Source organism: Pelagibacterium mangrovi, assembly GCF_036662815.1.
GTDB classification, from domain to species: domain Bacteria; phylum Pseudomonadota; class Alphaproteobacteria; order Rhizobiales; family Devosiaceae; genus Pelagibacterium; species Pelagibacterium mangrovi.
On the sequence record NZ_JBAFXA010000004.1, the window covers coordinates 304,002 to 327,242 of the forward strand.

A 23,241-nucleotide genomic window follows, 5' to 3' on the forward strand; every position below is an offset into this window, starting at 1 on the left:
CGCGTGAGGTTGGATGCGAGATGAGACCGGCTCGGCGATCAGGTGCGCGAGATCAGGAACGAGCCGACAGATCGATTGAACCGCTCCGGCTGGTCGATCCACAGGAAGTGATTGGCCTTGTCGAAGATGTGCAGTTCCGAGTCGGGCAATGAGGAGAACAGGTCGATTCCCGACTGCATGCCCTTCACCGTGTCCTTGCCCAGATGATGAGCGGGGCGGATTTGAGCTTGTGCAGGTGTTCGCGAAGATGGACGCCATCAAGCAGATATTGCTGCCTGTTTCTCACACCGCCGTCGGCCCAGAATGCCCGCCAGGGATCTTCCCATATGGGAAGCCAGTGTTTCGCCCTGCCGATACCGTAGGCGATGAAATCGTCCGGAACACTGGCCATGTCGTGAACCATGGTGTGGAGCAGTCGGACCACGCTTTCCGCATCCGGTTTCAGGCCCTCGAGAAACATGGTGTTGGGCAGGAAAATCTCGTGATGGCGCTGCGCGACATTCGCGTGGTTCAGGCCGCCCTCGGGAAGCGTGAGACTTGCGCTGTCGACCAGCACCAGACCCTTGACCAGATCGGGGCGCGTGACGGCGATGAAGGCCGAGATCCAGGCGCCCTGCGACTGTCCCACCACGTCAGCATCCTCGAGATGAACGGCGACAACTATCGCCTCGCGCAAAGCCGGGCACGAAAAACCGCCAACCCTCACCAATAAGATCGCCGACGCTGCGAGCGGAAAACTCTGGTCGGGCTACGCCCTCCCGACGTTCCCCGCTCGCAGCAGCGCCAGTGGCCTGGTTTTGCGCCGCCCAATGGCCGGTTTTTGCTCCGCCGTTGACACCCATGCTGGTCTTTATGGCCGCGCGACGCATCAACACGATCAAAGCTGATGTGGTTCTGCTCGAAACGCGCCTAGCCGAAATAGTCGCCGCCGATCCCGAGATGGCCGACATCGACCGCCGCCTGCGCTCGGTGCCCCACGTCGGCCCGTCCTAAGCTGGACACTTTTGGCCCATCTGCCCGAACTGGGCCGCCTCTCCCATGGCCAGATCGCCGCCCTTGTCGGGGTCGCCACCTATGATCGGCAAAGCTGCGCATTCAAGGGTCGCAGCACGATCGGGGGGCGGACGCTCCGCAGTGCGCAACGTCGCCCACATGGCCGTCCTCAGCGGCGCCAGCTTCAACCCAAGTCTCGCCGCCATGAAACACAGGCTCGCCGCACGCGGAAAGGTCATCCTGTCGCTCTGATCAACAAGCTCATGACCTGGCTCAATGCCATCATCAAAAACCAAACCCAATGGCCCCCAAACACAAACTGAACAACACAGTTGCTTATCCGACCGCGACCATCACCACGCCGGCCGTTGCCAGCAGGGTCGCAAGAAGAATGCCGGGGGCCGGCATGCGCTCGGTCTTGAAGACGACGACGGCGAGGTAGGCGGCGATATAGATCTCGACCGAGTTGATCACGGCGACCTGCGTCACGCCGGTATAGGTCAGCGCGATGAATTGGGTGATCTGCCCGACGGAGATGCACAGGGCGGCGAGCAACTGCCAGGGATCGGGCCGCCGCAAGGCGTCGACCACAACCTTGCGGTAGTAAGGGCTGACGGCGCAGCCGGCGACGTAGTAGCCGAGCGCGGCGACCGAACCGACGAACGCGCCGAGATATGCGTCAGGCAGCGCCATGAGGCCGAATTTCCGGCCGATGTAGCTAGCTGCGTAGGATGCGGCGCAGATGATGCCAAACATGTAGCCGCGCGGGATGTCGGGCGGCGCGTTCGCGCCCGTCTCTTCCGCCATGCTCCTGTCGCGCCGTTCGATGACCAGCAGGGCGAAACTGACGGCCAGCAAGGCAATTCCCGCCCCCGTCAGCCCACCAATCGTCTCATCCAGGATGAGCCAGCCGAGAAGGGTCGAAAGGAAGGGCGTCAGGCGGCGAACGGTCGAGACGCGGATTACGCCGGCATTCTGGATCGCCTTGTAGAGCGTCTGCCTGCCCCAGACAGTGGCGAGAATGCCCGAGGCGAAGAACCACACCATCGCCATACCTGGTGCGTTCGCCACCGTTTCGAGCGGCAGGCCGACGACCAGCCATACCAACGCCGAAAGTAGGCCAGTGAGCAGCACCGACAATAGCACGCCACCTTCCCCGCTCGCGGCCGGATCGGCTCTCGCGATGGCGACGCTTCCCACAGCGAAGGCGCAAGCGGAAAAGAGCGCCATCAGTTCGCCGATCACGACGGGCTCTCCGACGGATGGTCGCGGCAAGCTGCCGTCATGGTTCTCGTTGTCCGTTCAGGCCGATGTGGATGTTCTTCTCCACGGTAAAGGTGGTCAGTTCGTCCAGACATTCCTCGCGGCCGATGCCCATATTCTTGACGCCGCCGAAAGCGGCGCCGAGAAAATGCTTCGCGACCTCGTTGATCCCGACGAAGCCAGCCTCTACGCGCATCGCGGTGCGGTGCACCTTGCTGATTTCGCGCGCGCCATATCGAGCAGGTAAGGCCGTATTCCAGCGCGTTGACCTGCTCGGTCATCACCGCTTCGTCGTCCCAACGTCGCACGCCGAGGTCGGGGCCGAATATTTCCTGGCGCGCGATCCGCATCGACGGCGTCACGTCGGCGAAGATTGTGGGCTCGAGGTAATAACCGCCGGCCAGGCGGTCGTCGTCGGTCGCCTGGCCGTGTCGGGATGCCCGGCTTGACTCCGCCGGCGACTTCATGATCACCGAATTGCCGGCAGCCACCGGCGCGGCGATCTTGCCTGTGCAGAACATAAAAGGATGATTGAAGGCGATGATCCGCGCGATGAGGCCGAGCGGCTGACGCATGGAGAAATTCACCGCGTGCGGTCCCATCGGGATCGACGCGCCTTTAATCTCGGTCACAAGACCGGCGAAGAATTCGAGTTGCGCTGCGACGATATTGGCGTCGGCGATCATCTCCGTCACCGGATTGCCGCAGTTTGCGACGTCGATCGTGGCAAGGTCGCGCGCATTCGCCCTAAGCAGTCGCGCGACCTCCTTGAGAATGCGTGCGCGTTCCAGGGGAGCGACGTCGCGCCAGACCGGAAATCCCGCCTTGGCCGCGGCGACCGCACGGTCGACGTCCGCATTCCTGGCCTCGGCGAGGCGGCCAGCACGATGCCGCGGCCGGGGTCGAACGTATCGATGGACGAACTGTGGAGTGGCGAATGCCAGTCGCTCCATAGAAGAAGGATCGATGCTCCGGCAGAATTTGGTCCAGAACTTCTCACGACGTCTCTTGCCGACCACCTTGCATGATGCGCTCCGCCCAGCTCCTTAACCTATCCCTAGAGTGTCAGCCTTCCGTTGTCGATAACATTGCGCATTCCCACCCGTTCCAATCGTTATGCGAAGAAATGATTAGGCTGCGAAGTATCTGCAATTCTTGAAGGAGCGTGGCGCTGCTTGCCTCGCACATCTGGTGGTTTGGCGTCTCCGAGTTAGACCGCTGAAGCAGTAGTTCGAGCAGTGGGGAATAACAGAACCGTTTCCGGCGACGCAAGTGTTCGCATATGTTCTCGCACGTTGTGTGCGAACGCGGTAGCCTAGCACTACTTTGGCAGAAGTGAGGGTATCGCGCTTGGCAGGGAGCAACCGCACTGAGGGCATTGCCCGGGCGGCGGTCTCGACAGGCGATCAAGGATGGCTTGTCGAACTGCCGGCATGCTCGGCTGAGGCGGTGGCCCGGAGAGTCTTTTTTTTCCGCCCCGCCTGAGCGAGCCTTCTATTCTGCAGAAAGGCATAGGCCATCATCGTCATCAGTGCGTGGCGATGCAGCCCCGTCCAGGACCGCCCTTCGAAGTGGTCGAGGCCAAGCTCTTCCTTGAGTTGCTGATGTGCCTGTTCGCAAATCCAGCGCGCCTTGATCGCGCCGGCCAGATCCCGGATCGGCGTGTCGGCTGGTAGGTTCGAGAGATAGTATTTCCGCTCGCCGTTTGAGCGATGCTCACCCACCAGCCAGGCTTCCTCGCCGGGCATGTGCTGGGCCCCGGCGGAACCGATCCGTTGCGGCGGCCCGTCGGCGATGCGTACACGAACGGCGGCAAAGCGCGCCGCAAGCCGCCCCTTTGTTCCTCGGCGCCAACTGACCTGACGCCACTTTGCATTTTCGAGCATGGCGTGTGCGGCGCGGGATTTAAGGTCGGGCACGTGCCGAACACGCGGTCGCCCGCGGTCCGCCACCGGGAAGATCAGTTGCACGTCTGCAGGGTAGACCTTCTGGTGCCGGGGAATGCCAACGGCCCAGCAAAGATCCCGTGCGCTCAAGGCCTGCCGGAACGGCGCCGAGAGACCATAGCCAGCATCTGCCAGTACGCAGCCGAAGCGAACCCCGGCGGCGATCGCTCGGTCGATTTCCTCGATGGCGATCTCGGGCTTGGTGCGATAGCTCTGGAAAGGCTCGGGCACGCCGGCCCTAGTCATCCGGGCCGTATCGCTGGTCCAGCTTTCCGGCAGGAACAGCCGCAAGCTCAGCATGACCGGCACCTCCCCTGAGGCCAGCGTCATCGACACCAGTGTCTGGCAGTTCGCGTTCTTGCCCAACGCCGTAGCATATTGGGGCGCAACGCCAACGGATGCTTTGCCCTTCTTAGGCAGCGCCGTGTCGTCAATGATCAGCCAGGCCTTGGCGCCGCCGACCAGTTCATCTGCCTGCTGCCACAAAGTCGCTTCCAGCGGGGCGCTATCCCACAGGCCTGCGCCGATGAAATGATGCAGACGGTCGTAGCTGAGTGCATCCACGCGTGCCGCCATGGGCTGGATGCTCTTGCGGTCGCCGGGGCCGATCAAACCAGCAATATAGGCCGGACACATCCGCCGCCGCGTCTTGTTGCCCAGATCCCGCAGATACGGCTCGAGCCACCGTTCCAGATCATCCTGCCAGTCTGCTTCCATCGCCAGCCTCCATCAAAGCTGGCTCCCTATGAATCACGCATCACACGCCGAGGGAATCCCGAAAATCACACTTCTGCCAAAGTAGTGCTAGGCCCTGTTGACATAAGTCGGCATCCATAACTTCGCAGCGGCGAGAGCCAGGAAGCCCAGGAAAGAGACGGCGGTCTTGTCGTATCTGGTTGCGATACGCCGGAACTGCTTGAGCTTGTTGAACATGCGCTCGACGCGGTTGCGGTCCTTGTATGCCCGGAAGTCGCAGGTGATGGCCTGCTTGCGGTTGGCCTTTGGCGGGATGACCGGCAGTATCCCCTTGAGTAGCAGGCTGGCGCGGACGTCGTCGCTGTCATAGCCCTTGTCAGCCAGCATGAGCCTGGGCTTGGCAACCGGCAAGGCGATCAGGTCACCGACCGCTTTGTAGTCGGAGGTCTCGCCGCCTGTGAGGATAAAGCCAAGAGGGCGTCCCTGACCGTCTGCGCGGGCGTGGATTTTGCTCGTAAAGCCGCCGCGGCTTCGACCAAAACCCTCCTTATGAGTCCCCCTTTTACGCCCGCTGCCTGAGAGTGGCCGCGCACTGTGGTGCTGTCGATCATGTGCTGCCAGTCGTCGGTGAGCCCGAGTTCGACCAGCGTTTCCAGCAAGGCATCCCAGACGCCTTGTTCGGCCCAGCGCCGGAACCGAACATAGACCGAGTTCCACTTGCCATAGCGCTCATGCATGTCGCGCCAAGGGCAGCCGACACGCAACACATAAAGCATGCCATTCAGAAAGCGGCGGTTGTCCTGGGCGGGTCGAGACCATCGACCGCGCTCGGACGGCAACAGCGCCCCCACCAGTGCCCACTCATTATCCGTCAGATCGCCACGAGCCAAAAATGCCTCCATGAAAGGAAGCCTTGAATCAGTCACGCGGCGATTTGGGAATCCCTTTTGTCAACAGGACCTAATTGTAGTCACTCAGCGAGAGCTGTGCTGCCGTTGAGAGGCGCTCTGCAGCCGGGTTCACATTTCGGCTTTTGCCAACATGACAAATTTGCCGAACCGCATGGTGGGCCGTGTCACACCTTCGCAGGTCGCCTTCGGTATCCGTCACGTCAGACGTAATGGCGAGGGGTCGACACCGATGATCCGGAGAGCCCGTATCTGTGCATGCGCCTCGAGCAGGCCACAGTGATTGAGACCGGATCAGCGAACTGCCATCAAGGCCATGCAGAAATCGAACGCTGCAACACAAAGGGCCGGACAGATGACCGCAGCGACCAAATGCTGTAATGTTCAGTCAAACCAGAGCAAAAGGTGTGGCACCTGCAGGTGCAAAGGTGTGAGGTCAACAAAAATCAACTTTCGTCAACGTTTACCTTTGTTGACATTCGTTGACTGGTCCATCTGAAGTTACTGCTTCCCACCAAAGTTTTGGCAATTTTGTCAAATTGCCCAATGCGGGCCGGCATCTTTCTGTACCGAGACGACATCGACTAAAGTGAGATGCTCGCGCTCCATTTTGTCAATTTTGTCAATTCTGTCAGCAGGCCATGAGCGGGATGACGCAGCCGGCTACAGTCCAAGAAAGAAGAAAAACCCCGGAAATGCCTTCGGCACGAGCTTAAGTAGGGGGGGTACCCGGAGGCGGGATTGTTTGCGCGGATACGAAGAGGACAGGCCCGACGAATCGCGCTGGGCCAGTGCTCTCGACCACGGATGGCGTGGAGAAAGAATGTATCATGCGTAAGACCATCAAGAAGTCGGCCAGCAAAGCGGCGGCCGATACGGAATTGAGCTCGACGATCGAGAACGATCTGCCGCAGCAGTCGACTGACGCACCGTCTCCGGTGCCGGCCGTGGCGCAGGCGCCCATCAGTCCGTTTGCGATCGCGGAAATGAACGACAATAAAGTTGAAAGTGTCGACTCGGACGGCTGGGCGGTCGAAATCGACTGGAGCTTCCTTGATCCTAGCCGCGCCGCGCCGGCTCCCGTGTTTCCGATCGAGAAACTGCCCGAGCCCTTGGCAGAGCTCGTTGCCAAGCTGGCGCTGGCGCGGCGCCTGGTCGTGGACTTCGTCGCCTTCGCCATTCTGGCGGCCTTGTCCGGAGCCATTGGCAACCGTGCTCGCGTTCAGCTTTTCGATGGCACTCTTGAGCCCTTGGCCATTTACGTTGCCTTGGTCGGAGCGCCTTCGACGGGCAAGAGTCAGGCGATCGGCATGGTCGAGACGCGCTTGCGCGCGTTGGACGGTGATCTGACAGCAAGCGTGAGCGGTGCGGCCATGGCCGCAAGCCACGCGGCTCTCGATCGCCTCAACGTAAAAATCCGTGCGAAGGTTGCGGAACGTTTGGCCGTGGAGTTCGAAGCGCCTGAAGATTACCGAGAGGGACCACGGGGTGGGAGGCTCTTGCTGACCGAAACGACCGGGCCGGGATTGATCGAGGAGTTGAGCGCCGACCGGTCCGGGCGCATGCTGGTCACTCATGAGCTCTCGGGCGCGATCGGTTATCTGTCATCGAGCCAGCCGGCCAGGTCGCGTGGACTTTTTCTGCAGGGCTTCGATGGAAATCCCGTCGTCGTGAGTACAAAGTCGGAAGGTCGGAAGCTGATCCCGGAGCTGCTGCTAAGCGTGCTGGGAGCTGTGCAGCCGGGCCGCTTGTCGTATCTCATGCGACACGGCGATGATGGCTTTGCCGCGCGCTTCTTCTGGGTCCATCCCGATGTTGTGCCCTCTGCGGCACTCGGAGATAATCCGGGTCCGATCGACGACTTGGCGGGCGTCCTCTCAGCTTTGCAGGGTATCCAGCCCGCGGCCAACGAACATGGGTATTCGGCCGCGGTGCCGCTTGCGGCCGATGCTCGGACGCCCTTGGAGATGGCCGCCAAGAAGTGGACAACTGACCAGATGTTCAGCAGCGAGTTGTTTTCCTCGGCATTGGGGCGTGGGCGACAGTATGCGCTCCGCCTGGCGGGTATCCTGCAGATCGCGACGCATGTGATGGAAGGGAAGTCCGGCCTACCGGATGTGGTGAGTGCCGACGCCATGACGAGCGCTATCGCGATCGTCGACACCTATATCCTGCCTATGGCGGAACGCGTATTCGCCGCCAGCGATACGAAACCTTCGGACGCGGCCGCCCTGGCGCGTTTTCTCGCGCGTAGCGGAAAGCCGATGGTCAACGCTCGTGCGGATATCATGCGTGGTCGCGGCTCGCCGGTGACCCAGGCGCTGGCCGTGCGAGAGGCGATCGAAGAACTCGAACAGCGCGGAGTGTTAAGGCCGGCTCCGCAGCGCCCCGGGCGCGGTCGGCCCTCGAGCGACTGGATCGTCCACCCCGCCCTTCTGGCGATGGCGCGGAAGTAAGTTTGAGAGGGGCGGCACCGCCCCCCTCGTATACCAAAGGTGCAATTATGGCAGGACGATACGACGAACTTCTCGTTGACTGGCCGGGTGACGTTCCCTTCGAACGGGTCGTTCGGCAACGCCTGGATGCCTTTGACAGCCTCGTAGCGCAGGGTGTCACGTGGCCATCTATTGCAGCGGCGCTTGCGCGTGCGGGAATTACCAAGAAGGACGGGGCCCCACTGTCTTGGCGTCAGGTCAATGCGGTGTATCGCCGAAACAAGGTGAAGCCGACCCGCTCACAGGCCTTGCCTAGCGCTTCTCCGAAGCCGCTTCCAATGCCTGCGCGGTCTGGAAATAGCACGGTCACGCACATGTCGACTTCTGGCAGGCTGGCAGACAGGCTCAGAGAAGCACGCAAATTCAATAAAAGCCCATCGGCCGAATACGAAGAATAGAAACCCATGTCGATAAAATTGCCAAAAAGGACGCGCCATGGATGCCACAGATATTTCTGATCTCATTCAAAACACGCCCCTCGCGAGAGGCGAGGCAGAGCACTTCGCTCAATACGCGACAGCGGTCTTTGAGGGAATGGGCCAGCATCGGCGCACGATGGGTCTTTCGCAAAGCTCGGATCTGCTCGCCACCTACATCGCGTCAGCGATTGACTGGAATCTTGCGCTTGAGCCCGCGGCCAAGGCTGAGAACGCCAAACTTGGTTCGCGACCGCGCGGTCGCTTTGGTGTGATCGAGCAGTTAGAGCGAATTGGCGAAATCCTCGGCTGGGATATGGTGCCCGGCAGCAAGCAGCCAAAACTCCGCGACCGTCCAATTACGAGCGATGTCATAAACGCTCTCGCACAAAAGGGCGCACTCGGCCCGGTTCTTGTCTCACATGTCGAGCCACCGGACGGTCGACAACGCAAGGACCTGAAGTTCCGCCCTTTGGGCGGCACGAACGTTGATCTGAATGAGGGCGTGCCTGAGGAGCATGACGAAACGGTATTCGGTTTTCACGATCCTTCCCATCTGACCGATGACGGAAAATCCAATGCACGAAAGCTCAAGCGGAAATTTGCTTTTGCGAGTAAGTTTGGAGCTCCTGCCGTTCTCCGCACCGATCCGGTCACCTGGCACCTGGACGATCAGCCGCGTAAAGCAATCGAGAATGCCGAACCTTTTATGGGTGGAGTGTTTCAGAGCTTGCGATCTGTGAGAAATTTGCTGGCAGGCCAAGAAGGTGCCCGTAAGAACCTCGCGGTCACTGCACGCCGCGCTGCCCGCTTTCTCGAGATCGAGTTTGCCATGACGGATCGAAACAGAAACAATCAGTCCCATGAAACGATTGCCAGCTGGACCAAGCCCAATCCATTTGCAGAATTTGGCATTGCGCTGTTCGAGGTACTCGCACCGACCCGAAATGGCGAAAGCTTGCCCGATATCCTCATGCCCGACGACATAAAGGGCGATTTGAAGCAGGAGGCCGTAGACCTGGTTCTGGAGGGTGCTCAGCATGCGCGCCGGGTGTTCGGCATACTCCAAGGTCGGTTGCGTGCGCATGGCATTGATATTCCAGAAGCCCATCTGGTTGATCCAGACGACGCAGATGAAGATCTTCCAGGGCCATTACAGGCGCATTACCTCGATCGCGGCTCGCCCGTTATGCGAATTTCCGAAGACATTAGAGACACCACCGGTCGCCTCAACGAAGGGCGCCGCCGCACGCTGGAACAACTTTGGAGACTTCGCGACAATTCGGTGAAATTGCGTGCTCTCACCGAAATGTTCTTTGCCTATCATGAGCAGTTGCTCGACCGCGGTGGCAATTACGGCCCATTAAGAAATGAAATGCTCGAGAAGATCGCCAATCCGACGCTCGACTGGTATCGCGAACTCGGTGCTCGATTTGATGAGGGCGTTGTTTACAAGTCCGACATCAAGCGACGATCTGGAGGATTGCCGAACGGCGTGCCCGATGTTCCGAGCGAACTCGAACGATATCAAATGAAGTTGCAGCATTATCCGGCGATAATGGCTTGGGGGGCTCAGCGCCACGACGCAGTCATTGAGGCTGTTCTCACAGCGCTCGATACATCGGGAGACGCTTGGCTGCTCTGGAAGACAGTGAGCGCTATTGTGAACGAGGACGCTGGATAAAGGCGTGCTATTGGCGTTGGCCGGATCTTCGGGCCGCCCCGACGGAGCGGCCCTGAGTTGATCTAGCTGGGCTTGCGGTTCGGGCGAGACCAGACGAGGCTGGCGGTAGCGCCGGTTTCATCATCGAAGAGATTTGCGAAAATCGGGGCGGCGAAGCTCGGATCGTCGATCTTGGCTGAAAGGTAGCTTCGGCCCTCGTTGGACTTTTTCGTCCACGCTGCCCCGATCTCGACGCGGCCCGCAAAGAGGCGGTGCGAGGGGGCATCGTTGTTGGTCGAGGTGGTCTCGGGAACAATTTTTACGTTCTTGGCCTGAAGGTTCAGCGTAGCGATCTCACCGACGAACTCGGAGTTAGTCTTTTTGAAGGTACCGATGGTTGCCATTTGAAATCTCCTTGGTCTGGTTTCGGACCGCCTGATTGCGGCCTCGATGGCGATCTTGGGGACACGAACGACCGGCGACGCATCGCTTTGGCGACCGGAGTGAAACGGAGGACAGCGAGGACCGTCTTTCTTGCCTCGCGAGGAATGGCGGCATAGGCCGTCAGGGGAAGAAAGTCGGGCGGCGCAGTTGCGGCAAGACGGTCGAGGCGAAGCCGATTCGAGTCCAGATCAGGCCAGAAAGAGGACACATTCAGCCGGGTCGGCGGTAGAACAAGGATAATGTATGGGGCTCCCCCGGCTTTCAAAATCGCCACCGAGGTTTTTGGCAAGCGATTGCACGCAACCGGAATTTTGGGCTCCGACGATTTGACGGAAGTAGTCGCAAGGCCAGGACACCTAAAATGCAGGCTTGAACGGGTTGGATCAATTTGGGGACATCGGATCCATCCTATTTCGGGCATGGGGAACATCGCCGATATGGGGCGACATCAGGGTGCCAGTAGCAACAGCAGCTGGTCGTATCGGATAATTTGCGAGCCGCCGGGAAAACACCGTTTGCCTGCCATTGCCTAATTGCCTAGGCATATCTGACACTGACGGCGTTCGCGATATTTTTGGTAATTTTGTCAGTTTTGGCAGGGAGCTTCCCGCGCGGGGCGCGCCGGGTCCCCCGCAATGCCCCAGAAGACAATCTGGCGCGACACATGCAATCCCCTGATTCCGCAGCGTTCTGCCGCAAAATTTGGAACAAAAACTCCTGACCCGAACACCCCTGACGTTTAACTCGGGGGGGTGCCCGGAAGAGACATTTTTCAGCGTGCTTTTCTCGTGGGCGTCATCAACGCTCAAGGAGCAAATCATGAGCAGCAAGAATACCACCGGCAAGCCGCCGGTCTCTCCGACCCAGGGCCAGACGGCATCTGCCGTCGAAGTTCCGACCGTCGCCTATTGCTTGGGCCCGAAGGGCGGAATCGGCAAGTCAACGGTCGGTCGCCTGGCGATCGACGGCTGCTTGGCCGCCGGACGTAATGTTTCGATCGTTCAGATCGATCGCGCGCCCACACTTCCGGCTCTCTATCCGGAGCTGACGACCACGATCGCGGCGCCATCGGCGGAAGACCTTCGCGCGGACCTGCTTGCGTCCGTGCGTGTTTTCGAACCGCTGGAACATAAGATTGAGGAGATCGTTGCCAGCAACGGTGTGCTGGTGGTTGATGTCGGCGCCGGCCATAACACAAGTGCACTGCTCCATTTCGTCGCCCGCGCCCGCTTCGACCGTCATTTGGCCGACAAGGGCGTGAAAGTGGTGGCGCTGGCGGTAACGACGGCGGACAACAGCGCGATGACGCAGACTGCGGCGATGATCGATGACCTGATTCAGGTCCATCCCGCGGCCGAGATCGTACCTGTCCTTAATGCATATGGCGGCAATTTCCGCTTTACGACGACGAGCCCCGCCCACAAGACCTTCGCCGAGCGCATCCAGCCTGCCATGAAGGGCCGGCGCCATCTGCAGTTGCCGGCAGTGGCGGAAGGCGCCTGGCCGCTCTTCGAATCCGCCGGGATGACATTCATCGATGCGGTCATGGCGACCGACGAAGAACTGATGACGCGCCTCGGTTTGTCGCGCGCCATGGCTGTGGCGGTTCAGGCGGACGTCTCAGACTTCCTCGGATACGTCTGGCCGCGTCTGGGTCAGATTGTCGGCTTCGACGTGGAGAGGTCCAATGGCTAGCATCCCTGCCAAATTGATGGGGCGGATCGCCCGGAACGGAGCGCGCGGCAAGGCCGCGCGTCTCTTCCTGCGCCGGAACGTGTCAAGATTGTCGCCAGAAGAGATCGCCAAATTGCCAGCTTCGACGCTGAAGCGAATCGGTCGCGAGCTGCGCGCGGCGGCGATGGGGCAGGCGAACGAAACCGTCGGCGCTGCGTCTGGCCAGATCACGCCCCCCGCGTCATCCAGTTCGAACAGGACCAAACGCATTCCCTCGCTCATCCAATTGCTGATCGAGGCTGTGATTTGCATCGTCGCCCTGACCGTGACCGCTGTGGCCGTCGAACGTCCCGTCCGTTGGGGTCTTTATCACGTTGGCCTCTTCTCATCTGAGCAGATGGGCCTTTGCCAGCGTCTTGATCGCTGGAGCGATGGCTGCAGCTTTGAAGTTCGGACCGATGGTCTTGGCATTGATCAGGTTGCCGTGCTCGTGGACATGCCGCCGGCGGTGCTTGCCGCCGCCAACCCAACTCTTTTCCCCTACGAACCCCTGCCTAGGGGCACGCTCGTTCGTATTAGCCGTTCGGGAGGCAGTAATGAGTAACAAAGATCACGACCTCACGCCGGTGCCCGACGTTTGGCCGGGCCGTCGAGCCGCGTTTGGCGCTTCTGTCCTCATAGGCCTGATTGTCGCCGCTTTTTTATTCGGTGTCCTGCCGGTCTATGGCTGGAACTCGACAGCTGCCTCTATAATGGTCCTCGGCCATGAAGGCTTGTTGTCCATCATCGGTCTTGCCGCCATGGATGCGACTCCCAAACTTGCAGACGCCGCCAATCCTGTCGAGCGTCTGATAATGCTGCCGTTCAATGGTATGCTATGGCTCGCCTATCCGATCAGCTTTGTTCTGGCTTTGCCCGCTCGACTTGTTGAATGGGATTTGCTGGCCGATATTTCGCTCCGCTTGTCGGGCACGGCAGCGGCGAGCTTGGCGGCTGCAATCTTGGTATTCCGCCATGTGGTGAACCGGGCGCCCTATCGCCGCCGCGCGACCTGGGTCGACGGCCCGCAGGTGCGCTGGTTCAGTGATGCCGTCGCAGGCGCCTCCAATCATTTGCGCAGACTTGTCGCTGAGGCCGGTCGTGGTGTGAAATTGGCGCCGGGCCTTTTCCTGCCCCGGCGGGCGGAGCATGAATCGATGTTCATCCTGGGACTGCCGGGATCGGGCAAGAGCGTAATCGCGGAAGGGCTGATGCGGCAGGCGATCGAGCGCGGTGACCGGCTCCTCTGCGTCGATGTCAAAGGCAACCTCATCGATCGAATGGTGCGTCTTTTCGGCAAAACAGTGGCTAATGTCGTGGGCATGGAACCCGGTGGCGGCATCTGGGCTATCGGCGGGGATGTTACGAGCCGCATGACTGCATCGCGCGTCGCTGCCCTGCTAATTCCGGCGTCCAAGGATCCCGTTTGGTCTGCTGCTTCACGGCTGCTGCTCGCCGCCTTACTCGTCAAGCTGGTCCAGTCCCGGGGCAGAAGCTGGGGGTGGACCGAAATTAGACAGTCCATTTCTCGCCCGGTTGAAGAAATTGCCGCCGAACTCGCGCCGACCATGCGACAAGTTGCCGAAATGCTGCGCGGTCGCGATGGCGAGCCGTCGTCGATGGCACTCTCGACGCTCTTCAATATGGTTTCACATATTGATGATCTCGTTCAGACCTGCGCCGATCTGGAAGCCGAAGGCTGGCCAAGAGTGTCACTGAGAGCCTGGATTACGGGCAAGGGACGCCGCGTCCTTATCCTACGCCACGATCTGGGAAACCGCGAGCTTTCCGGACGCCTTCTTGCCGCCATGGTACGAGCGGTCTCGAGCGATCTGCTGAGCCGCCATCTCGAAGATAACATCGATCACGGCATATGGATATTTGCTGACGAACTCCCGCGCATCGGTACCGCGGCCAAGGATGTTTCGGATCTGGCGTCGCTTGGACGGTCCCGCGGCATAAGAGTGGTAGCAAGTGCACAAAGCCAGGCACAGCTGGAAGAAAAAATGTCGCCTGCAGCGGCCGAAGCCCTGACCGAGAATTTTGGCAAAGTCATTGTCTGCAAGGTACGACCGGGCAAGAGCGCCGAGCGCATCTCCACCTCGATGGTGGGAAGCGCAACCTATGCAATCAGGTCAGGAAAGGATGAGACACAGACGCTTCATCAGGTCGCGGCGTTTTCCGCCAGTCAGATGACCAGAACGCTGGGGCTGACAATTGACTGGCGAGGCGGCAAATCGATCCGCGCTGCGGTCATTGGGCTCGACGATGTCTATGTTGTGGAATGGAAATTCAGCGATTGGCCTGGCCTTTAGCGTGAGGAGCGATGCAGCTTATTTGAGGTGTGGCCGGGGATTTTGGTTTGCGGCTGCGCCGTTAAGTGGAGGGGGTGCCCGGAAGCCAGGATTTCAGTCCCTCTAGTTTCGCCTGTGAAAGGGAGCAGGCGAAATGGTTGCAACAATCGCGGCGGGCACCTCCGCCCAATATTACACCGAGACAACTGAATACTACGTCGGTGGGCGGGAACCGGCAGGCCGGTGGATTCTCACCGCCGGGGGACTTTTGCTTTCGGTCGGCAGCATTGTTGAGTCCAAGCCTTTTGAGCTCTTGCATGCCGGCTTGCGTCCGGACGGTTCAGCCCTCCTGTCCACCGTCGGCGTCGGCGGCCCCCGTCGCCGCATCGGCGGATACGATGCGACGTTCTCGGCGCCCAAGAGTTTCGCCCTCTTGTGGGCGATGGCCGATGATGACTTTCGCGCCAGGCTGGAAGACGCCCAGGCCAAGGCAGTCGCTCAAGCGATCGAAATCGCCGAAAAATACGCTGCCTTTTGCCGGTTCGGACGCAACGGTGTCCACCGGGAAAAAACCCGCTTAACGGTCGCCAGCTTCCAGCATGGCGAATCACGTCCAGCCGAACACACGGACGGACGGGTTTTTGAGGACCCAAACCTTCATACGCATACCGTGATCATTAACGCCGGCCCGCGTCAGAATGGGGGCTTTGGAGCCCTCGACGGAACGGCGCTGTTTGCCTGGAAAATGGCCATGGGTGCTCAGTATCATGCCGTGTTGGCGTTCGAGCTCATGCGACTTGGTTTCAAGATCGAGCTAACAGGCAAGAACGGCCTTTTCGAAATCCGCGGCGTTCCCGCCGATCTCATTAAATATTTCTCGGCGCGCCGGAATGAGATTGCGGACGAACTTGCTGCCATCGGCATGCAGAGCATGGATGCGCCCTCGGTCGCGGCCTCAGTCGCACGCAAATCGCGCAAGATCAAGCAGCAGCATCAGGCCGAGGATCGGCATGTTGGCTGGCGCGACCGCGTTACCGAACAGGGATATGACGCAACTACTTTGATCGCGACGAGCCTCGCTCAGCCGGAACACAAGGAAAGCCTTGCGGACCGCCTTGCTCAGATTGCCGGAGCATTGACGGAGCACGAGTCAACGTTCGAACGGCGGAATCTGCATGCCGCAGTAGCGTCGGCTTACGTTGGCACTGGTGAGGACCCACGTCATGTGGCTGCCGAAGTCGATCGAATGATCGCTGAGGGGGAATATGTCGTGCTTGACCGTGACCGGTTCGGCCAGGAAATCCTGACCACCCCCGAAATGCTCCGGATCGAACGCGAGATCGGCCAGATGGTGCGCGAGCTGACTGCCATACCAGGCGCAGCGCTTGATGCCGGACGCGTCGACGAGCTGGTGACCGAGCATGGACTCAATGACGAACAGGCAGCGGCCGCACGGGCAACCCTTACCGCGCAGGTCATCCATATCATCGAGGGGGCACCGGGGTCTGGCAAGACCAAATTGCTCGAGGCAGTGACCGAGGCTCTTCAGGAAACAGGCCATCGCGTCATCGCCGGCGCCACGGCCTGGCGAGTCGCCAATGCCCTACGCAATGATCTTGCGATCAAAGCCCGTGCCATCGACTCCTGGCTCGCCGTCGCCCGGACCGGTGGCGACTTCATCACCGCCGGTACGGTCCTCATCGTTGACGAGGCCGGTCTGCTCTCGAGCCGTCAGATGCACGCCCTGCTCAGAGCCTTTAGCGAGGCGCAGGCAAACGGCGATAGCAGCAGCCGTCTGATCCTGGTGGGGGATCGCGACCAGTTGCAGAGCGTGGGCGCCGGTTCTGGCTTGCGGCTCGTCGCCAACGCAATGTCGGGTTCGAAAGTCGATGAGATCGTTCGCCAACACGAGCAATGGGCTCGCGATGCCATCACTCATTTTGGCAAGGGCCGCGCGCGCGAGGCGCTTGCGGCATATCGCGAACGAGGACTAGTCCTCGAAGCCGATGGTGCTGCCGCCACCGTCAAAGCCCTCGTCGATGCCTGGGAGCAGACCAGGGTCGGCGCGGGAAACGGTTCTGCACTGATCATTGCCAAGAGCAACGCGCAGGTCCGAGCGATATCGACTGAAGTGCGCAGGCGTCTACGCGACCGGGGCCAGATCGTCGGAGCCGAGTTGCTCCTGCCAGCTGTGAGCGCATCGCATCAGGAAGTAACCCTGCCGCTGGCCCAGGGGGATCGTGTGCGCTTCCTCACGCGCGCAACGCTGGACGGCGGTGAGATCGTCAACGGTACGGAAGGCCGGATCGAATCTATTCGTAGCGGAACGCGCGTCGAATTGACCGTTGCGACCCAGAATGGCCGCGTCCGATTCTCGCCTGACGAAATCGCCGACGAACAGGGACGCGCAAAGCTTGCCCACGCCTATGCCAGCACCATCCATCTCGCCCAGGGAACCACCGTCGACCAGGCTGTCGTCTGGGTGACGCCAGGCATGGATCGCCACGACATCTATGTGTCCGCCAGCCGGGCCCGTGCCCAGACCCAGCTCGTCATCGATCGTAGGGCGGTCGAAACCAGTCTGAAGGCCAGCCTGCCACTCAGCGAGCGCAGACGAGGTGAGGCGAAAGAGTTCGATGAGCGTCTGGACTTTCTGGCGACGCAACTGGCGCGGGCACGACTCAAGCGCACCACCCAGGATTTCGCGCCGCAGATGGAGCCGCAGGTTCCGCTTCCCCTCCTGTCAGCGTCGCGGGAGCAAGCGCAACAGGATGACGCCAGAAAGCGCGTGCAGGTCAGGGAGATCAGCCTTGACTGAGGCAAACGTGAAGCGCCGCAAGTCAGTATCGCCTATGGTCGAACGGTCCGCCCACGCGGACCGCTCAACCCTGATGATGGCCAAGACCAACGCCAAAGTCCAAGCGATCAGTGCCTGCGCCCGCGAATCACTGTGCGCCAAAAACGAGCTTGGCCAGTCTGACCTGTGCCGGTCAGATGCCGTATCCCCCTCGGGTCAAACCCATCAGCTCGCTCTCGCGGCGGGTGATCACATCCGATATCTCGCGCGCAAGGATGAACTCGGGGTCATCCATGGCACGGCCGGGCGCGTGCTCGATGTCACGACCGATCTGACCGGAACGCTGATTGTGCGTGCCAAAGTGGAGGGTCGCGCCCAGCTTGCCCACGCATGCGCGACCACCAGTTGCGGGTCTCAGGGCCTTACGACCGACCAGTCTTTTCTGATCTCTGATACATCCATGGACCGCCACGACATCCTTGTCGTGGCCTGCCGTCACAGGCATGGGCTCGAGGTCTTTTTTGATGCCACAGAGCCCGATACCGGCGCAAAAGCGGCCCGTTTGCTCACCGATCGGGAGCGGCCGGTCCAGGACGGAGAGCGCCACGTCCTACTCGCCCAGATCCTGAGCCGCTCAGGGACGCGGGCTTCCACCCCCGACTATCTCCGCCCGTGTGCTCTCGAGCATGTTCAGGTGCCAGATCAGGGTGCCCACAAAGCCTGCCAGATATCTGCAGCGCGAGCCGCGCTAGGTCTCAGCCATGAGCGCTGATGACGCAAAGCTTAGGCCCAACAATCCGCCGACCAAAACCATCCCCCGTGATGTTGACCATTGCGAACGATATCTTGACCGCCTTGCACTGGTCGTGGAACGGGCCGGCAGAAATGCCGCAGCCTTTGTCCCCATCGTGCGCCGGCTCGAAAGGGAGCTCGCCGAGGCCAAGGCGGATGAGGAAGTGCTCGCCAAACTTAGGGCAAGGTTGCGGGCCGGATCAGCAAACACACGACAAACCAACCCACAAGACATAACCGGAGACAGCGAATGACCCTCACCTTTGCCCTGCCAAGATGTCCATTTCCGCTTGTAGACATGCCGCCGAAAGTTTCGCCCCTCGATTACGAACGGTTTCGCCCGAGAAGGTACTGTGCCGATGAGCGCTATGTTTATCGAGTCGACTACCTTCATAGCTTTGGAGACTGGCTTCCGGACCGCATTAAGGCTGACGGTCATGGATACAGAATCCCGCTGGACAATATTTTGCGTCACCGTGACGCCAACAAAGCGTATATCGATGCGATCATGGAAAAGCTCGATCGCATGACGCGCACCGGGTCGAGCCTTCGCGCCATCTATTTCTGGGACAATCACAATCTGGTGCGTGAATTCCAGCTCACCCATATCCGGGACTTTTCCTACATGGAAATGGATCATGCCCGAAATGTTACCGGTGAGCTAAAGTCGTACGAACTGAAACATATCCCGGTGATCTCACGCGTACACCGCTCGCACTTGCCCTTAGGCACTATAATTCCCGATCTCAATCCCCAGCTTACCCCTTTCGGACTGGCCCACGTTGTCGCGCTTGCCTCGGGAGAGCACGTCAGCATCCCTTCACAGCACATAGAGTTCTGGTATCGCAACCAATGGACCGATATTGCCAATATTGACCCCGACATGCTGCAAGCCCAATGCGCCCAGGGATCGCTGCGATCCGTCGTTCCAGCGATTCCGCAGTATCTCCTTGGCGGCGACCGGGGTCGTTCTCGTGTCGACCGATGAGGGCAAAATGGAATACGGTGCAAGATTGCATATGCAATGACCTTGGCAATGTTGTTGACTGTCCTGCAGCCTAACCATTCCAGAGGCAAGAGCCCGGGAATGGAATGGCGCAGGGTGCCCGACTGTGATGCAAGGGGTTATCCCGCCTGGCCATGCACCAAGAGCCAGTTTGCAGCCTGGGATGCCTTGGCGGCAGCCGAAAAGATCGCCTTCTTGTCGTTTTTGAGAATGGCCAGCCAGCATTTGATATAACTGGCATGATCGGCGCGGGGCGTGGGCGTCAGTCCCAGATCGGCACACAGAAATGCTGCACCAAGTTCGGCAATCAGCTCTTCGGCAGCATAGGCTTCCTTGCCAAAGCGACCTGAAAGATCCCGATCGAGTCTGGATTTTGCGCCTGACCAGTGTACAAGCTCATGGCAAAGCGTCGCGTAAAAGGCCTCGCGTGCCCCACTTGTATTTGTGCCCACAAAGCGCTTGCGATCCGGCATTCGGATCAGGTCATAGCCGGGAATGTAGCATGCATGTTCGCCACCCTCGTCGATGACTGCACCGGTGGCGGCAACGAACTGCTCTGCCTTCTCGATCGGATCGAATAGCGGTCCGTCTGGAAGTGTCTCTGGCGCACATTCAAAGCCCTCAACCTGTGCTGCGTTGAACACGGAGCTGGCCCGGGCAATGAACCGCTCACCGACTTGGGTTTCGCCGGTCTCCTGGTTGGTCTCTTCAACCGACAGAGTCTTATGAAAGACCACGAGCGCGGATTTCTCGCCGCGGCGGACCTGGCAGCCCTTGTCCTGCCATTGCCGATACGTGCCCCAGATGTTGGACGGGTATTCAGCAACAAACGCTGCGACCCAGAGGCTGACGATGTTGACGCCATTGTAGGGGTTCTTCGAAGCGATGTTGACGGGGCGGGCAAAGCTGCCGGCCGTGCTTTTGATCCATGGGAGCCGGAAGTCTTCGGCGGTCTCGATCGCATCGACGATGCGGTTGGTGATCTCCTGATGGACATCGAATTTTTGGGTGCGTGGCATGGGTCTCTCCTTTCGTTGCCTGGAGCCGCGATCGGCGCGGCCTGATGGCGACCGAAGAGGCTGAGCCAGACGGCCCTTGCACCCCGAAAGGGGCGGGCGAAGCGAAAAGACGGCGCATGCCGTTGCGAGGGCGGAGGGTTCGGCCAGGAAAGCCACGAAGGAAGGCCGCGACACACGCGGCGGTCAGACGGAAAGCTGGAGAGAGAAAGCGACGCCCATGAAGATGAATGCAGCGCAATCGAGCACACCCAGCATGATCCGGCAAATGTTGAAGCGTCCGGATTCAGCGCGAGGACGGCGCCCCCTCCCAAACTATTGACTAGAACCTAGTTACAAGGTACTACTAATCGCATCAGTGCAAAGAGGATGGTGTGCTACTGTGATGCCCGTTGTTCGAATTTCCGACGCCACCTGGGACCGGTTGAAGAGGTATGCGCGTCCCTTAGAAGATACGCCCGATGATGTGATCCGGACCGCCTTGGATGCATTGGACAAAACGCTGGGCAAAACGCCGCCTAAGCCAATCCGGGCAGCGCCCAAGCCCAGGGGCAAGAAGACGCCGCAACGCGAATTCCGCAATCCTCTGATGCGCGTTCTTCTTGATTTAGGAGGGGCCGCATTCAGCAAGGATATCCGCGATCGGATGGAACCGGAGGTGCGCTCTATGCTTGGAGCGGCCGATCTCGCACCAGTCTCATCAGGCGATCCACGGTGGTGGAACGCTGTGTGCTGGGAAAGAAATGACCTAAAGAAAGAAGGGCTGATGCGCAGCGATTCCGATCGTGGAATCTGGGAGCTGAGCGAGGACGGCTTGCGGGAGGCGAGACGGCTATCAGAGTAGAGCTGAGCCTTTCAAGGAAGCCTAGCTATCGAAGTCCATGGCAGTCTGCGGGTCTTCGGGGGGCAGATCAAGGTCGGCTGTTCGGTAGGCTCTCAACCCAGCCTGCTCCGCATATCTCACAACATCGGTGTCGTCAGAATAGACGGTTGTCGCCCCTTCGGCTTTCGCGATGGCCACGATCTGGCGGTCGAATTTGACCTTACCGCGCGTGACCTCAGGATCAGCAGAATCGATACGAATTCCTCCGCGTCTAAGCGCGTCGCCGATCGCTAACGCTGCCTCGATGGCGGCCTTTTGATCAAAGTTTGCAATGCGGAAGACGGCCTGCCCATTCAGGGCATCAAGATAGTGATTGGTTGCCTCACCCGAATGGACCAGGATTTCACTCAGCACCGGCGTTGGCACGATGATCTTTTCACTGGCGTCGGACAGTACAGAAACAAGATGCTCTATGCGGGCAGCAGCGTTTTCGACCGGCAAACCGGTCGCTGGATCAATCGGGGGCTTTGCCTTTGGCTCGATGAGCAGCAACAGAACGGAGGTATCGAAAACCACCATCAGTGAAGGCCATCCTTGCCGTCCCGCAACTCATCAAGCGCCGCGATCGGATCGTCCATTTCGGCCCAATGGCTGCCCTGCGCGGCCCGCAGATCTTCAACAGCCTCCGCAAGGTCGTGATTCTTGAGGATAGCAAAGGTGGCAACTCGGAAACGCTTCAGCGTCCAGATGCCGTCTTCTTCTCGCATCCATCTCCCGCTTCCATGGAGTCGGATTGGCTCGAACAGGTGATGCCCGAGTCGGCGCGCTGTTTCTCGGTCTGTTTCAATGCCGGTATACTTCAACTCGCCATTCTGTAGCTGAAGGTGGATTGTCTGGTCAGCACCCGTCACGCTGATCAGAATACCATCAATCGACCCCTCCTGCGTGAAAGGCCCGTATTTGACCGGCTTTGGCCGTTTGACACCCGGAAACTCAATGATCTGGGCCGTGGGACTTTCACCCTCGTAGACATAGCCGGTGGCATTGTCATCGGCGAGAAGCCGGTCGATTTCGTTCCACGCCTTCAGAGCGTCTTGGCCAGCTTCCCTACGACGGACACGCTCAAGCTGCTCATCCACTTTAGGGATTTCTTCGCGATCAATGCGACTGACAAGCTGCGTGCTGCCCGGCTTGAGCTGGTCAAAATGAACCCCATGTTCGTTGCCCAGCATGGCAGCAAATGCCTGCATGTACTTCGCCAGACGCCCCATGGGAATGGTTTTTGGCGAATAAGCTTTGATGTAGAGCGTGAGTGTTTTTTCGTCCGCCTTCATGGGCTCACCGCTCGCTCCAGGCTAATCTTCAGCCGCGAACCCGTCGCAGCAGCATAGCGTTGTAGCGCCTTCATCGAGGGACTGACCCGTCCACTTTCGAGCTTGGCGATATAGGACTGCGAGGTATGCATCCGCTCGGCCAGTTCCGTCTGCGTCAAGTCTGCCTCGCTCCGCGCACGGATCAGCGCCTCCGCGATCGAGAACTCCTCGGCGAGAGATTCATATTCAGCGCGCACATCGGCACGCTTCAGCAGATCCTTTTTCAGCTCGTTCAAGCTTGTCATCTCACATCCTTCGCTCGCTTCAGGGCGAGCTCGATTTCGCGGCGTGGGGTCTTTTGGGATTTCTTCACGAAGATCCTGACCACCACTACGCGCTTTGGTCTGGCAACGACATACAGAGCGCGGGATATGCCGTCCCTGCCCTTCATCCTGATTTCCCAAAGCGGCCCTTCCAGGTGCTTCACGTGGGGCTCGCGAACGCGCTCCAGCCCCAAAGACTGGATCAGCTCACCGATCCGCAGGAAGCGGGCAATCTGGTCAGCCGGCAAAGCTTCAAGCTCCGCCCGCACCGTGTCACTCAGGATTTCAATCTTCCATGAAATCAATATATCAAATCTGACGTAATAATGCAAGGGTGCTC

At 59.8% G+C, this 23,241-nt stretch carries 22 protein-coding genes and 2 pseudogenes; 12 read left to right on the forward strand and 12 right to left on the reverse strand.

The window, feature by feature from the left end:
• Nucleotides 1-38: 38 nt before the first annotated feature.
• Together V4T21_RS09160 and V4T21_RS09165 are read right to left on the reverse strand one after the other, a co-directional pair.
• Nucleotides 39-179 (reverse strand): alpha/beta fold hydrolase, encoded by a 141-nt coding sequence (locus tag V4T21_RS09160; protein WP_332715726.1) that lies wholly within the window; start codon nt 177-179, stop codon nt 39-41.
• A gap of 5 nt (nt 180-184) precedes the next feature.
• Nucleotides 185-631: an alpha/beta fold hydrolase gene (locus tag V4T21_RS09165; protein ID WP_332715848.1), complete on the reverse strand. Its 447-nt coding sequence runs from the start codon at nt 629-631 to the stop codon at nt 185-187.
• On the opposite strand from V4T21_RS09165, the pseudogene V4T21_RS09170 reads away from it, so the two are divergent.
• Both V4T21_RS09170 and V4T21_RS09175 read left to right on the forward strand, forming a co-directional pair.
• Nucleotides 608-712 (forward strand): annotated as a pseudogene (locus tag V4T21_RS09170) (ATP-binding protein); the annotation flags it as partial. The gene V4T21_RS09165 and the pseudogene V4T21_RS09170 sit on opposite strands and share 24 nt — an antisense overlap.
• A 128-nt stretch (nt 713-840) precedes the next feature.
• A complete protein-coding gene (locus tag V4T21_RS09175; protein ID WP_332715728.1) occupies nt 841-993 on the forward strand; it encodes a hypothetical protein in 153 nt (50 codons plus the stop codon).
• Nucleotides 994-1,329: 336 nt separating this feature from the next.
• Here the strand turns inward: V4T21_RS09175 and V4T21_RS09180 are convergent, their stop codons facing one another.
• The 4 genes and pseudogenes from V4T21_RS09180 to V4T21_RS09200 all read right to left on the reverse strand — a co-directional run bounded on the left by V4T21_RS09180 (nt 1,330) and on the right by V4T21_RS09200 (nt 5,788).
• Nucleotides 1,330-2,238: an EamA family transporter gene (locus tag V4T21_RS09180; RefSeq protein ID WP_332715730.1), complete on the reverse strand. Its 909-nt coding sequence runs from the start codon at nt 2,236-2,238 to the stop codon at nt 1,330-1,332.
• Nucleotides 2,235-3,275, reverse strand: a complete 1,041-nt coding sequence (locus V4T21_RS19185) for an aldehyde dehydrogenase family protein (protein ID WP_421952992.1) — start codon at nt 3,273-3,275, stop codon at nt 2,235-2,237. The genes V4T21_RS09180 and V4T21_RS19185 overlap by 4 nt, the downstream gene beginning before the upstream one ends.
• A gap of 387 nt (nt 3,276-3,662) precedes the next feature.
• Nucleotides 3,663-4,919, reverse strand: coding sequence for an IS701 family transposase (locus V4T21_RS09195; RefSeq protein WP_332715732.1), 1,257 nt, complete (start codon nt 4,917-4,919; stop codon nt 3,663-3,665).
• A gap of 87 nt (nt 4,920-5,006) precedes the next feature.
• Nucleotides 5,007-5,788 (reverse strand): annotated as a pseudogene (locus V4T21_RS09200) (IS5 family transposase).
• 848 nt (nt 5,789-6,636) lie between these two features.
• On the opposite strand from V4T21_RS09200, the gene V4T21_RS09210 reads away from it, so the two are divergent.
• Both V4T21_RS09210 and V4T21_RS09215 read left to right on the forward strand, forming a co-directional pair.
• Nucleotides 6,637-8,262 carry a DUF3987 domain-containing protein gene (locus tag V4T21_RS09210; RefSeq protein WP_332715738.1) on the forward strand — a complete coding sequence of 542 codons (1,626 nt, stop codon included), beginning with the start codon at nt 6,637-6,639 and terminating at the stop codon, nt 8,260-8,262.
• 474 nt (nt 8,263-8,736) lie between these two features.
• Nucleotides 8,737-10,401, forward strand: a complete 1,665-nt coding sequence (locus V4T21_RS09215; RefSeq protein WP_220305757.1) for a hypothetical protein — start codon at nt 8,737-8,739, stop codon at nt 10,399-10,401.
• Nucleotides 10,402-10,463: 62 nt separating this feature from the next.
• On the opposite strand, the gene V4T21_RS09220 is transcribed toward V4T21_RS09215, so the two are convergent.
• Complete coding sequence (locus V4T21_RS09220; protein WP_220305758.1) at nt 10,464-10,784, reverse strand: DUF736 domain-containing protein; 321 nt, start codon at nt 10,782-10,784, stop codon at nt 10,464-10,466.
• A gap of 859 nt (nt 10,785-11,643) precedes the next feature.
• Here V4T21_RS09220 and V4T21_RS09225 point away from each other — a divergent pair.
• The 7 genes from V4T21_RS09225 (at nt 11,644) to V4T21_RS09255 (ending at nt 19,408) form a co-directional block, all read left to right on the forward strand.
• A complete protein-coding gene (locus V4T21_RS09225) occupies nt 11,644-12,519 on the forward strand; it encodes a hypothetical protein (RefSeq protein WP_332715743.1) in 876 nt (291 codons plus the stop codon).
• Nucleotides 12,512-13,102, forward strand: a complete 591-nt coding sequence (locus tag V4T21_RS09230; protein WP_220305760.1) for a hypothetical protein — start codon at nt 12,512-12,514, stop codon at nt 13,100-13,102. The genes V4T21_RS09225 and V4T21_RS09230 overlap by 8 nt, the downstream gene beginning before the upstream one ends.
• A complete protein-coding gene (locus V4T21_RS09235) occupies nt 13,095-14,852 on the forward strand; it encodes a type IV secretion system DNA-binding domain-containing protein (protein ID WP_309207455.1) in 1,758 nt (585 codons plus the stop codon). The genes V4T21_RS09230 and V4T21_RS09235 overlap by 8 nt, the downstream gene beginning before the upstream one ends.
• 133 nt (nt 14,853-14,985) lie before the next feature.
• Nucleotides 14,986-17,649 carry a MobF family relaxase gene (gene mobF / locus V4T21_RS09240; protein ID WP_220305762.1) on the forward strand — a complete coding sequence of 888 codons (2,664 nt, stop codon included), beginning with the start codon at nt 14,986-14,988 and terminating at the stop codon, nt 17,647-17,649.
• Nucleotides 17,642-18,400 (forward strand): hypothetical protein, encoded by a 759-nt coding sequence (locus V4T21_RS09245; RefSeq protein WP_332715750.1) that lies wholly within the window; start codon nt 17,642-17,644, stop codon nt 18,398-18,400. Before mobF ends, V4T21_RS09245 begins: the two co-directional genes overlap by 8 nt.
• On the forward strand, nt 18,390-18,674 hold the full coding sequence (locus V4T21_RS09250) for a hypothetical protein (RefSeq protein ID WP_220305764.1): 285 nt from the start codon (nt 18,390-18,392) through the stop codon (nt 18,672-18,674). Before V4T21_RS09245 ends, V4T21_RS09250 begins: the two co-directional genes overlap by 11 nt.
• Nucleotides 18,671-19,408, forward strand: coding sequence for a hypothetical protein (locus V4T21_RS09255; protein ID WP_220305765.1), 738 nt, complete (start codon nt 18,671-18,673; stop codon nt 19,406-19,408). Before V4T21_RS09250 ends, V4T21_RS09255 begins: the two co-directional genes overlap by 4 nt.
• Nucleotides 19,409-19,545: 137 nt before the next feature.
• Here the strand turns inward: V4T21_RS09255 and V4T21_RS09260 are convergent, their stop codons facing one another.
• Entirely contained in the window at nt 19,546-20,445 is a 900-nt protein-coding gene (locus V4T21_RS09260) for an ArdC family protein (protein ID WP_309207457.1), read from the reverse strand.
• A gap of 382 nt (nt 20,446-20,827) precedes the next feature.
• On the opposite strand from V4T21_RS09260, the gene V4T21_RS09265 reads away from it, so the two are divergent.
• Complete coding sequence (locus V4T21_RS09265; protein WP_240549718.1) at nt 20,828-21,286, forward strand: winged helix-turn-helix domain-containing protein; 459 nt, start codon at nt 20,828-20,830, stop codon at nt 21,284-21,286.
• 21 nt (nt 21,287-21,307) lie between these two features.
• Here the strand turns inward: V4T21_RS09265 and V4T21_RS09270 are convergent, their stop codons facing one another.
• Genes V4T21_RS09270 through V4T21_RS09285 form a run of 4 tightly spaced genes read right to left on the reverse strand, consistent with a single transcriptional unit; the run spans nt 21,308 to nt 23,233 of the window.
• Nucleotides 21,308-21,844 carry a type II toxin-antitoxin system VapC family toxin gene (locus V4T21_RS09270; RefSeq protein WP_220305768.1) on the reverse strand — a complete coding sequence of 179 codons (537 nt, stop codon included), beginning with the start codon at nt 21,842-21,844 and terminating at the stop codon, nt 21,308-21,310.
• Nucleotides 21,844-22,599, reverse strand: coding sequence for a hypothetical protein (locus tag V4T21_RS09275; RefSeq protein ID WP_220305769.1), 756 nt, complete (start codon nt 22,597-22,599; stop codon nt 21,844-21,846). Before V4T21_RS09275 ends, V4T21_RS09270 begins: the two co-directional genes overlap by 1 nt.
• Entirely contained in the window at nt 22,596-22,883 is a 288-nt protein-coding gene (locus V4T21_RS09280) for a helix-turn-helix domain-containing protein (RefSeq protein ID WP_220305770.1), read from the reverse strand. The genes V4T21_RS09275 and V4T21_RS09280 overlap by 4 nt, the downstream gene beginning before the upstream one ends.
• Nucleotides 22,880-23,233, reverse strand: a complete 354-nt coding sequence (locus V4T21_RS09285; RefSeq protein WP_309207458.1) for a type II toxin-antitoxin system RelE/ParE family toxin — start codon at nt 23,231-23,233, stop codon at nt 22,880-22,882. Before V4T21_RS09285 ends, V4T21_RS09280 begins: the two co-directional genes overlap by 4 nt.
• Nucleotides 23,234-23,241 lie beyond the last annotated feature (8 nt).